At 49.8% G+C, this 10,544-nt stretch carries 11 protein-coding genes; 7 read left to right on the forward strand and 4 right to left on the reverse strand.

Annotated features, from left to right (window positions below; all coding sequences use genetic code 11):
* Window positions 1-39: 39 nt before the first annotated feature.
* Window positions 40-1,152 carry a hypothetical protein gene (locus HUW35_RS07755; RefSeq protein ID WP_181255012.1) on the reverse strand — a complete coding sequence of 371 codons (1,113 nt, stop codon included), beginning with the start codon at window positions 1,150-1,152 and terminating at the stop codon, window positions 40-42.
* Between the two features lie 359 nt (window positions 1,153-1,511).
* Complete coding sequence (locus HUW35_RS07760) at window positions 1,512-2,636, reverse strand: hypothetical protein (RefSeq protein ID WP_181255013.1); 1,125 nt, start codon at window positions 2,634-2,636, stop codon at window positions 1,512-1,514.
* Window positions 2,637-2,825: 189 nt separating this feature from the next.
* Here HUW35_RS07760 and HUW35_RS07765 point away from each other — a divergent pair, with 189 nt between their 5' ends.
* On the forward strand, window positions 2,826-3,506 hold the full coding sequence (locus HUW35_RS07765) for a TauD/TfdA family dioxygenase (protein WP_181255014.1): 681 nt from the start codon (window positions 2,826-2,828) through the stop codon (window positions 3,504-3,506).
* Window positions 3,507-3,615: 109 nt separating this feature from the next.
* Window positions 3,616-4,062: a hypothetical protein gene (locus HUW35_RS07770; RefSeq protein WP_181255015.1), complete on the forward strand. Its 447-nt coding sequence runs from the start codon at window positions 3,616-3,618 to the stop codon at window positions 4,060-4,062.
* A gap of 253 nt (window positions 4,063-4,315) precedes the next feature.
* On the opposite strand, the gene HUW35_RS07780 is transcribed toward HUW35_RS07770, so the two are convergent.
* Window positions 4,316-5,515, reverse strand: a complete 1,200-nt coding sequence (locus tag HUW35_RS07780) for a hypothetical protein (protein ID WP_181255017.1) — start codon at window positions 5,513-5,515, stop codon at window positions 4,316-4,318.
* Window positions 5,516-5,638: 123 nt separating this feature from the next.
* On the opposite strand from HUW35_RS07780, the gene HUW35_RS07785 reads away from it, so the two are divergent.
* The 5 genes from HUW35_RS07785 to HUW35_RS07805 all read left to right on the forward strand — a co-directional run bounded on the left by HUW35_RS07785 (window position 5,639) and on the right by HUW35_RS07805 (window position 9,838).
* The gene (locus HUW35_RS07785) at window positions 5,639-5,848 is read left to right on the forward strand and encodes a hypothetical protein (RefSeq protein WP_161857104.1); all 210 of its coding nucleotides are present in this window, start codon (window positions 5,639-5,641) and stop codon (window positions 5,846-5,848) included.
* A gap of 29 nt (window positions 5,849-5,877) precedes the next feature.
* Window positions 5,878-6,258, forward strand: coding sequence for a MazG nucleotide pyrophosphohydrolase domain-containing protein (locus HUW35_RS07790; RefSeq protein ID WP_181255018.1), 381 nt, complete (start codon window positions 5,878-5,880; stop codon window positions 6,256-6,258).
* Entirely contained in the window at window positions 6,248-6,820 is a 573-nt protein-coding gene (locus tag HUW35_RS07795; RefSeq protein ID WP_181255019.1) for a hypothetical protein, read from the forward strand. The genes HUW35_RS07790 and HUW35_RS07795 overlap by 11 nt, the downstream gene beginning before the upstream one ends.
* A gap of 102 nt (window positions 6,821-6,922) precedes the next feature.
* Window positions 6,923-8,905 (forward strand): DUF2779 domain-containing protein, encoded by a 1,983-nt coding sequence (locus HUW35_RS07800; RefSeq protein WP_181255020.1) that lies wholly within the window; start codon window positions 6,923-6,925, stop codon window positions 8,903-8,905.
* Between the two features lie 15 nt (window positions 8,906-8,920).
* The gene (locus tag HUW35_RS07805; RefSeq protein WP_181255021.1) at window positions 8,921-9,838 is read left to right on the forward strand and encodes a hypothetical protein; all 918 of its coding nucleotides are present in this window, start codon (window positions 8,921-8,923) and stop codon (window positions 9,836-9,838) included.
* Window positions 9,839-10,219: 381 nt separating this feature from the next.
* Here the strand turns inward: HUW35_RS07805 and HUW35_RS07810 are convergent, their stop codons facing one another.
* Window positions 10,220-10,486, reverse strand: coding sequence for a hypothetical protein (locus tag HUW35_RS07810; RefSeq protein WP_181255022.1), 267 nt, complete (start codon window positions 10,484-10,486; stop codon window positions 10,220-10,222).
* Between the last annotated feature and the right edge of the window lie 58 nt (window positions 10,487-10,544).

Below are 10,544 nucleotides of genomic sequence, written 5' to 3' on the forward strand. Positions count from 1 at the left end.
GAATTTTAGCAATTCCCACCATCGATGCCACGCTGGGCACTAGTGCTCAGGTAAACTGATGCTCTCATACAGGTTTTGGGCTGCAAGCTTGGCCTCGGCGTCTTGCTCGGGGCTAATTGGATCAAGTGTGACACCGTCTCTGCCATCGACAAGCATCGGCCCGCCGATGTCATCGTCATAGAGGGAGCCGTCCTCGTGGAAGGCGTAATATTCATCCTTTGTCAGGTCCGTACCCACCAATCGTGATAGATAGACCCAGGTCCAGCATCTGACTAGATTGTCACTATCATACGCTTCAAGCAGCTTCAGCATTGCATTCGTGTCACCATTCTCAGCACTAACCGTAAGCCGATATTTCGCTCCCTGGTCATGTCCAATTTGCTCAGCGATTTCCGCGATTTCCGCTGGATCGACGTCAATATCGGGGCATGACTGATCGAAAAAGGTGGTGTCGCCAAAGCTTTCCGCCAAATCGAGCAGCGCCATGGGGTAGTTCTGACGTCCAGCCTCCCGAAGGTGGTACTCGTATTTCTTAGTTTGGTTGAGGCGTGCCTCATAAGCTTCGGCCCACTCCTTTTCTACCCCAACTAGAATGCGCCCACTTTGGGCTTGCTCAAACCAGTATGAACTTCCCATTCCAATTTGCCTATGGTCACCGTTGGGGGCATAGATCAATGCAAGTGCATAGTGAGCCTTGGCGTTGCCTTTACTGGCCGCCATCTCCAAACTGTCCAGCAGTAATGGCCCGGTCCGGTCTGGATCATCGAAGCCAAATAGCTCTTCTTCGGTGTCCTCAAAGTAGTCATCTAGCATCCGTAATTCTCCCCTTAGTGAATTGATAAGGGATGAAATACTCACGACGCCTATTTTGTTTTCCGTTAAGAATGCTATCAGCGTGGCCGCGGCTAGATCAGCCGCGTCTCGTTGATATCCAAGGTCGATACAGCGCTGGACGACATGCTCGGTTTTCGGTAAAACCGGACTGCCATGCTTCCGAAAGTGGCCAAAAACATGTTCGACGTTGAATGCTGCGTAGGACTTGAAGTCGAATGAAGACGCCAATAGTTCGTAAACGTGAGCTCTCTTGATTGAGCAGCCTGTATTGGCATGGAGGGATTTCTGCGTGGAATACGCAAGTTCTTTGATAGTCATTTCAAACCTTTCCAAAGTACGCGTCGATTTCGGGGTAGGCGCACACGTTTAAGTCCCCGACGACGAGGTCTATAGAGAGGTTTTTTGACGAATATGAAAGGGACGCCTTTTTTTACTCGTGTGCAAGTAGGGTGGGCACCTTAGAAGGAAGTCTATCGAAGTTCCAAATATCTGTCTACTGAGCCATTTTTTGATTTGGCAAAGTCTATCGCGAAGCTGGCGTGGAGAGATGAGCCTAAATAAGGGCAACCGACAAATGATGTCTGCCTCGGCTTTTAAAACGCAATATGTGGCTGCGCCCATTTCTAGCTGATGTTTGTAAGTGGGGCGGAAACAGTTGATCACAACACTAAAGGAGACTAACTGATCCGGTCAAATGAAGAAATTGGCTTCTTGGGGAGTCTATGCAGATATTCTAAGGAGTCTCTTATAGAGAGTTGTTGCTGGTGGTGGGAGCAGGAATCTCTCATTGTTTCGAATAAGAATGACGTCGGTAGTCTACCCGGGACCGATACCTTTAAGTAGTTCTCCAGTAACTTAGTAAGGGCAAACTGTACACCTAGGTAGAATTTATACTCGCCGTCACCAAATATGAGTTCAATAAACTTGCCTAATCTATCGAAACGAACTTTATCTTTACCGCTTCGTATGTGATGCAGCGAACACGCTAAGCCATCATTCCCTTCCGGCATTCCTAGTTTTACTGCTAAGGCCGTCCAGCTTAACTCTTCTTCTAAGTGGTTCTCGGATAATTTCTTAAAATTTTCCCAATACAAGTTGTTAATGCTACCTCGATCATACACATCAGGTAGTAATCTTCCCAATAAGCAGTCACTAGGATTGGTATTATTTGAGCCGGAGGCTTGTGTCGTGATTTCTGCGTCCATGACGCCAGACAGCCAGAATATAAACAAGCCAAGTATATTCCATCTATCTGATCTGCTGGGGATAGCAAATTTTCGTTTCTCACTGGGTAGTAAATTGACAGGTTCAAATCCTCGCAGTAACTCGGAGAACCTATGATCCCGATAAAAAGATAGAGTTCTTTTAGTTTGGCTTATGTTTTCATTGGATAGTTCGGTTAAAGCAAAATGCTCATTGCAAATTAGATTTTCCAGTATGGCAGCGGTATATGGAACTTCTTCAGTTAACCACGCGATGGTATCTAAAGCATTTGCGGTGCAGACGGCACCATATCCAACGTAGCCATCGTTGAAATATCGAAATGAAAGGTCGTGACCTTGCTTTTCGAAGAAGTCGATTGCCCAATTTGAAATTTTGTCCCGAGACTTCCACTTAATTTTTGAAAATGGATTATCCAACACTTTATTAATTGTGTTGTGGCTTGCTGGAAGAGGGATTGATAGGCGTTCTGATAATTTCTTAAAAAGAGTTGCCTTTGATCCTACTTCTAAAAGTGGGTACAAAACCTCCGTAGGCTGAACTATGACGCTCCAGTCCAGTATTTTGGCAGATCTTGCCATTCCTTAAGTTTCCTATCGTAATTCGCCTACAACGTTCTTGGCGCCGTTCTCTATGGCGAAATTTTTGAAAATTCTACCCACTGTAGCCCAAGGGGCAGGCTATCTACAATGACTACAAATTGGTCTAACAGCTATTTAGAGGTAACGCGTGAAATAAGAATATATATCTGTGTTCATTGAAGCTTTGGGGTGCGAGTTGTACCGCCGATTCGCAAAGGATCATTTTTTCGTCAGGGCAGCGGTATCAATATGAGTGGTGAGCGAGAGACGGATCCCATCCGTCAAAGACTAAAGTCAGATGGTTATGCGTTGCTCAAAAATAGGGCAGTCAAGGAGGCGCTTAATATATGTTCGAAGCTAGGCAAAACGATTCGTCATGATGATGTTTGGGTTGACCCTAACTCACGAGCACATATCAACTCTGATTGCCTGCTTGATTTTCATACTGACCATAGCAGGGCAAAGTACATAGCCTGGTATTGTTTAAAGCAAAGCAGCTGCGGTGGTGAGTCAATGCTCTTAGATTCCTACAAAGTTTTAGATCATCTTAGAGAGTATGAAATCAAGAGCTTAAGAAAAATTTATCTCTATCAGCACTTTGTATTTGAGGGAGACGCTCGCTCTTGGCCATTACTAAGTGATGTGGATGGAGCGCCGCAAATTTACTATGCAAGTTGGCTAATTGATTCTGTGGATCAGAGAAAACGAGAAATAAGAAAATTAAATCGGCTATTAAATTTGGCCGAAAAAATTAAAATTCGACTAACGCCAGGTGATTTTTTGGTGATTGATAATAGAAGAATTTTGCATGGAAGGGGAGAAATCAAAGGGACTAAAGATCGGCATTTAAGACGTTTTTGGTTGGCGTAAATCAGGAGAGTTGTTAATGAGTCATGTAATACATAGAGCAGAGAATCTGGTTTATCCGGATTCGATCAGTGAATCTAGAGTACGGTACCTCATTGAGGAAAAGGGGATTATGAAAGCAGTAGCTGAGCTTGATCTAGAAATGGTCAAGATGAAGCTGAAAGAGGAAGAGGAGGGGCTTGGTTGGAGTGACGAGCAGTGCGAGAGCGCTGAGATTGAATATAAGAGATACCTTCATCTTTGTAGCGTTTTTGGTAAAGGAATCGTTCCAAATAAAATAATGGATTACATGTGGCATTTTCACATTCTTGACACTATTGCTTATCATGAAGACTGCGGGAAAGTGTTTGGAGGATACATGCACCATTACCCCTATTTTGGGATGCGAGGAAATGAAGATGCTAGAGACTTAGAGGATTCCTTCAATAAGTCGAGAATGCTCTACCTTAATGAGTTTGGTGAGGATATCGCGCGAGAAGAACATTCAAAGTGCTGGCATGATTGTCAGAATAGATGTTGGCATGCTTGCCCGTCTCATGGAGAAATGCATGCGGCATAGTGAATAAAGGGAATGGTAACGGCACCTTGATAAATTGGTGCCGTTAATTGGATTAGTTCAGACTTGGCAAGAAACAGAGACTTAGCACATGGCTGGATGCCTCACCCAAATCATGCCTTTGGCGGCCTTTCTCCTATTGGTTTGATTGAGAAAAGAGGCATGTTGGGAATGTATATTTTCAGGAGTTTTCTGTACCAATGAAAAATCTTTGAATAGACAAATTAGATAGCCACTAAATTATTCTTTCTGGCCATCAATGTTCGGGCGGTACGAGGCTCGAGTACTGCGCGCTAATGTCCCGGGTTAAGTCTGCCAGAGGGTCAACCTGTTCATGGCCGAATGCCGGTACTGCCCGCACAGCCTTGAGTGCCGCCCCCAGGCCCAGCAGCCAAGTCTTGAATTCATAGTCGTACCAGAGCTTGTGGATACGGAGTAGCACTCGCGGCACGGGTTCATGCTGAAGAAATTCATGTTCCGTTAGGTGTTTTTTCTCTTCTTTGGGATGAAATCGCATTTCTGATAGGTGAATCGCCACGGGGCCTTCTACTTCCAGTTCAAGTTTCTCTAGTTCGCCCCAGTTGCCGGGAATACGAGGCTTTATTGTTGGATTTGTGTAGTCGATAGAGTGATTTCTTTCCTTGAGGGGGAAGTCATCGACACTATCTGTAATTCCAATATCGATACTGAAGCGGTGCAGGGCCATCTCTTCATAGATGCCCTTGCGTTCGTCGGTGGTACACACGAGGTAACTGATCTGCTCGCGGCGCACCAGCCGCACCGGAAAATAGATGATCTCCCGACCACCCTGATAGCGCGCCGGGAACCCCATTTCTTCCTCAAGTGCTCGCAATGCCACTTGCTCGTGTAGGCGTAACCGTTGCGTATCGGTATTCGGGAATATCCCCGGATAACGCGCAGAGTATCGTAACCTCTTAATGAGACTGTCTATCTTCTGGTTGGAACTAGTGGATTTGATTAGTCTAACCAACGCCTTGCGTTCATTTTTTGGAAGAAAGAACTCATTGAACTTGCCTACCAGAAGTAAGTGAAGGCGCAGGCTGCGGGGGTGCAATATCTCCGGTTCAGCGGTTAACTTGTAGCAACGTACTTTTCCTGGCCGATGTGGGCCTTTTTCATTTTTCTTATTTTTAACCCCGGCTTCGTTTTTTTTCTTTTCCGATTTTGGTGGCCTGGGGATCGGCTCTATTTCTTCGTCGTGTTTACCCCAGTCATTAACACACACGACGCCGCCATGCTCACTGTTGTACTGTCGCAAAAAGGCCTCGGCTTGGTCCTTAAGGAGGCGGCGGTTGCTTGCGCTGGTGAGGCTGGTGGTAGACATGATCTCTTCAAGAGCCTTGCTGAGCCTCAACCCTTTTGTACTATCAGCCCTGAACAGCATCCACAGTAACCTGTACTTGGCTTCCTCATCGAATTCCGCTCTCTTGTCCAATTACCGTCCCCTCAATACTGTCTTGGCGTCCCAAGATTTCCGTCCCGCAAGCTTAAATAAAACCTACGATTACATTCGTAGGTTCCCTTTGTATGCTGGACTTGTCAAATCGGGAGACACCAAATGAATCGAAAAATCCTCCGTGACCCCAAGGGCCAGCTGCTGGGCTGGATCCAGTCAGACCCTTCCACTGGCCACATACTTGCCTACCGCGCTGGCGGCAATGTGCTTGGCTGGTACATACCCAACTTCGGGCCTGGAGGCCGGACCTTCGACAACAAGGGCCAGCCGTTGGGCCAGGGCAACCACTTGTCCAGCCTGTTCTACCGCTAAGTCAGTCGCCAGGAAAAGGAGCGCACAGCATGAAGAAAGCCATCCCGCAGAAAGATCTCCCTTTGAGCGATTATCTAGAGTCGGTGGGCCTGTGGATTGCCGGTGTGGGCAGCCAATACTTTGGGCCGCTGACCAACGGCTGCATGCTGTCGGAAGAGGTGGGCGAGGTTAATCGCTTGCTGTGCCGACAGTACGGCGAGCAGCGCTATAAAGCCGGTGAGGAACCGGCCAATTTCAAACGGGCCCTGGCAGATGAACTCGCGGATGTCATGTTTGTGCTGGCCTGTATTGCCAACGAGCAAGATATCGACCTAGCTGATGCGCTTGTGCGCAACCTGCAGAAAAAGAATACCCGCGACCGCAGTCGTTACAGCCAGCCCGAGCACAAGGAGCAAGCCTATGCAGGTTAAGCGGCGCGATCGCCTTCCCGAGGCCCTGCTATTCCGCAATATCGTCATCCGGGATGCGGTGGCAGCGGAGTACTGCCGCAAGGACGACGACATGACGGTTTTCATCTATGCCAAGGCAAAAAATTGCATCCTCAATGGCAGTCACCCGCTGAACGTCCCGTACAAGGGTGAGCTTGCGCTCGAACTTGTTTTTACCGGGGTGGATGCCTCTTTCCGGGGAGTGCCCACTGGCGAGCACAGCAATATGCCGATTTTTGAAGACTTCTTTGAGGGCGGTGAGGTGCTGCTATTGCCCTCCGTGATAAGTGAGGACACCCGGCCGCTGGGTCTGCCCTGGCGACCGGAGGAAAAGCCGCGCCCATACCGGATCTACACCCAGTATGGTTTTTTCGATGACGACGACGGGTACCGCAACCCGCCTACGGCCAGTATCTACTGTAAAGAGCAGTTCCACTATGTGCGCAAGGGCATGTCGTTCCATGGCGACTTTCTCTGGGATATCCGCGCCGCTTCAGCCCACGCCTGTATCGATTTCGGTCACCCGGAAGTATCCGCTGGTTAAACATTGATTTGTGCGCCAGTTCACACTTATATTGGGTGAACTGGCGGTATCACAATAAAAGATTCGACAAGAACTCCAAAAAACGAGAGATAAGGAAGTTGCATGCCCCAGAGTTCCGCTGTTCCCCAGCGCTCGACATTGCTGACCAAATCGCGATTCAAGCGTGCCCTGGAATGCCCCACCAAGCTGTATTACGCCGAACAACCCGGCTACGCCAATCAGAGCCTGGAAGATGATTTCTTGGCTGAGCTGGCCAAAGGCGGTCACCAGGTGGGCGCGCTGGCCAAGTGCTATTTCCCCGGTGGAGAAGACCTTGCTGGAATATCCCCAGAAGAAGCTCTGGTGCGCACGCAGGAGCTGTTGCAACGGGACCAGGTCACTATCTTCGAAGCGGCTATCCAGCATGGCCAGTTGTTGGTGCGGGTGGATATCCTGGTCAAGGACGCTGGCCGTTACCAGCTGATCGAGGTCAAGGCCAAGTCCTGCGACCCCCTCGACCTTCACTTCATGAAAAAGCGTGGCGAAGGCATCGTCAAGGACTGGGAACCTTACCTGTGCGACGTTGCCTTCCAGAAAGTGGTGCTCGAAAAAGCACTGAGCACGTGCAATATCGACAGCTACCTGATGCTGGCGAACAAACAAGCACGCGCTGCCACCGATGGTCTGAACAGCAAGTTCCGCGTGGCGGGCGACCACAGTGTAATCGTCTCCCCTGAACTGAGCGCGGAAGACCTAGCCAGCGAGCTGCTGGTCAAGGTGGATGTCAACGAGCCGTTGGCCTATATCCGCACAATGTGCGAGTACCACGGCCACACATTCGAGGGCTATATCGCCACCGCCGCCGATGCCTTGCAGCGGAGCGAGCGCTTGCGTGGGTGCGTTGGCGCCCATTGTAAGAAGTGCGAATTCCGCTGCACTCTGGAAGATGAGGCCAATGGCCTGCAAAGCGGCTTCCGCGAATGTTGGAAGGAGGCCATGGGATGGCAAGATCAGGACTTTGAGGACCCGTTGGTGCTCGAAATCGCCAACTTCCGCAAAGCCGATAAGCTGCTAGCGCAGGGTAAGGTCAAAATGATCGATCTGGACGAGGCTGATATCAGTCCCGCACCAGGGGACAAGCTGGGCATGTCCAACAGTGAACGCCAGTGGCTTCAGGTGCAAAAGGTTCAGCAGGGCGACACCAGCCCGGAGATCGATATCGACGGCCTGCGTGCGGAGATGCAGGGCTGGACCTACCCCCTGCACTTTATCGACTTCGAAACCATCACCGCTGCCCTGCCATTCACCAGCGGCCGCCGTCCCTACGAAGGCGTTGCGTTTCAGTTCTCACACCATGTAGTCCTCGAGGACGGCACGGTGGAGCACGCCCACCAGTTCCTAGATACAGAGCCCGGGCACTTCCCCAGCTTCGATTTTATCCGCGCTCTGAAGCAGGCGCTGGAAGGCGACAACGGCACTATCTTCCGCTATGCGGCCCATGAAAACAGCTTCCTCAATCTTATCCACAGCCAGCTGCACGACAGCGACCTGCCGCAGGAAGAAGTACAGGAGCTATGCGCGTTTATCGAGTCCATCTCCCATTCCAAGGAAGATAGCGAACTTACCTGGAATGGCGCGCGGGATATGGTCGACCTGCTGGAGCTGGTCAAGCGCTATGCCTACTACCCGCAAACCAGGGGCTCCAATTCGATCAAGTATGTGCTGCCGGCTGTGTTGAATCACTCTTCCTTCCTACAGGAAAAATACGGCCAGCCCATCTATGGTGCGACAGGCGGAATCCCCAGCTTCAATTTCCAAAACTGGCAGTGGGTCCAGGTGGAACACGGCCAGGTACGCGACCCGTACAAGCTTCTTCCCAAGATGTTCGAGGATGTGCCAGAGAATATCGATGAGTTGCTGTCGGAGGGCGATAGCCTCGCCAATGGTGGGGCGGCGTTAACGGCTTATGCCAGGATTCAGTTTACTGACTTGAGTTCATATGAGCGCGGGGAGTTGCGGGCGGCGCTTCTGAAGTACTGTGAGCTGGATACTCTCGCAATGGTGATGATTTATGAAGCTTGGCAGGCACAAGCGAATAACCGATAAGGAACTAGCTGTAAGATGAAAAAGTTGGCCGAGTGCATCGCTCAATATATCGAAGATCAATGTGGAGATGCGTCACTGCAGTTCTGGTTGAGTCAAAACTACATCTGGCCGAAGAAAGCTGGGGACCGTGAGGCGCTCTATGAAAAATTTAATCTGCAGGACTGGACTGAGTCTGCAGTCGACGTACGCGACGATAGCTGCTATGTAAAAACCAGCAAAATCAAAGCGGCAGTAGAAAAAGTACTGGCCGGAACTGCCGGCGATGCCGACCAATTCAGCGCAATACGATTTTTTCTCAATGATTGGGGCAAGGTTAATGTCAGCGATGAAACTTTGAGAAGGCTCGTAAAGCTGCGAATAGGAATGGCAGGCCCTGATGACGTTTTGGCTCCTGCTGGCACAATTGATGGCATCAATCGGCCGCGCTCCCGCTTCGCCCTAAAAGCAACTGGTACAGAAAAAACGGGAAATGTCAGCAGTTGGTCCAAGTACCTCGCTGTCGCTTTCCCGGAATGGGCTCTCATCTATGATTCCCGAGTGGCCTACGCCATCAACGCGATCATCTACCTGCACGGCCTGGCGGACGAGCCTCTGTGGCCGATGCCCGATGGCGTCAATAGCAAGCTCAACCTCATTGATATCGAAACCATTATCCTTGCCAGCCAAGGCAGACAAAGACGTGCTTTTGAAAAGCTCAGGGCCTTGCAGGGGGCGCCTCACCGGGTGAGTAGATTCCGCGACACTTTGTATCACGATGATAAGGATACATACCAACTTTACTTAGCATTGATCGAGAAGGTGCACAGTATTCTCGAGCAGTCAGGCAAAGTAGCCTGTACCAGTGCAGGGCAGATCGAGGCATTCCTGTTTATGGTGGCAGATGGCGACCTGTTCGAGATGATTGCCGAGCGCGCACTCGCGCCGGCGGTCTGATCTTCATTTCTCACTCATTGTTACATACAACTGGCGCCCCCCTCAGTGGGGGCCGCTTTGGTAGTTTTCAGGGCGTCTTTGGCCACGCCACAGAATGAAGAGCTCTGGATCATAACGACCCTGTACAGGTTCGCCGCTTGTGCGCAATCTTTTCTGCGCTTGGTTAAATGGTGCAGGCTCATACCGAAGCCAGCATAGTGGCAGTCGGAACTGAGCGGTAGCCCATCGTTGCTGCTTGTGTTGCTTGTGACGCTCGGTTTACATGGAGCGGATGATTCGTGCCGGCTGATCAATAATCTGCCAAAGAAATTCAGAGTAACGGCTAGAAATACCTGTCCTACTAGTTCAGCTGTATGTGCCGCCTAGGCGTATCAATGCCTTTTAAGGGGAGTGAATTATGCTATATATACCGGCGCCGAGCATGATAAGAATGAAAATCCAAAGTTGCTTCTGGCCCTGCTTTCTTTCCCATTGCTTTTCAGCACGTAACTTCTTTGCGTAGATGAGGCCATCTTGCGCCTCTTCTAGGCTCCATTCAGCTTTCGTTGGATTACTTTTCGCTTCTTCGACGGCTACTTCCCATTCATGGATGCAATTTTCAAAGTAAGCGTCAAGCTCCTTGGCCGACATATTGTCTCGGTACTTCATGTTTTGTCGTCTTGTTACTACTTATTATCTGATTTGCGAATCGCTGTAGTGGCAACAA

Origin of the sequence: Microbulbifer sp. YPW1, assembly GCF_013367775.1 — a bacterium.
GTDB lineage: Bacteria > Pseudomonadota > Gammaproteobacteria > Pseudomonadales > Cellvibrionaceae > Microbulbifer.

Bases quoted from the DNA above. Each gene is read 5' to 3' on its own strand.
- HUW35_RS07790 (WP_181255018.1), top strand. From the start codon at position 5,878: ATGAAGAAAGCCATCCCGCAGAAAGATCTCCCTTTGAGCGATTATCTA.
- HUW35_RS07785 (WP_161857104.1), top strand. From the start codon at position 5,639: ATGAATCGAAAAATCCTCCGTGACCCCAAGGGCCAGCTGCTGGGCTGG.
- HUW35_RS07770 (WP_181255015.1), top strand. From the start codon at position 3,616: ATGAAAGCAGTAGCTGAGCTTGATCTAGAAATGGTCAAGATGAAGCTG.
- HUW35_RS07800 (WP_181255020.1), top strand. From the start codon at position 6,923: ATGCCCCAGAGTTCCGCTGTTCCCCAGCGCTCGACATTGCTGACCAAA.
- HUW35_RS07805 (WP_181255021.1), top strand. From the start codon at position 8,921: ATGAAAAAGTTGGCCGAGTGCATCGCTCAATATATCGAAGATCAATGT.
- HUW35_RS07810 (WP_181255022.1), bottom strand. From the start codon at position 10,486: ATGAAGTACCGAGACAATATGTCGGCCAAGGAGCTTGACGCTTACTTT.
- HUW35_RS07795 (WP_181255019.1), top strand. From the start codon at position 6,248: ATGCAGGTTAAGCGGCGCGATCGCCTTCCCGAGGCCCTGCTATTCCGC.
- HUW35_RS07755 (WP_181255012.1), bottom strand. From the start codon at position 1,152: ATGACTATCAAAGAACTTGCGTATTCCACGCAGAAATCCCTCCATGCC.
- HUW35_RS07760 (WP_181255013.1), bottom strand. From the start codon at position 2,636: ATGGCAAGATCTGCCAAAATACTGGACTGGAGCGTCATAGTTCAGCCT.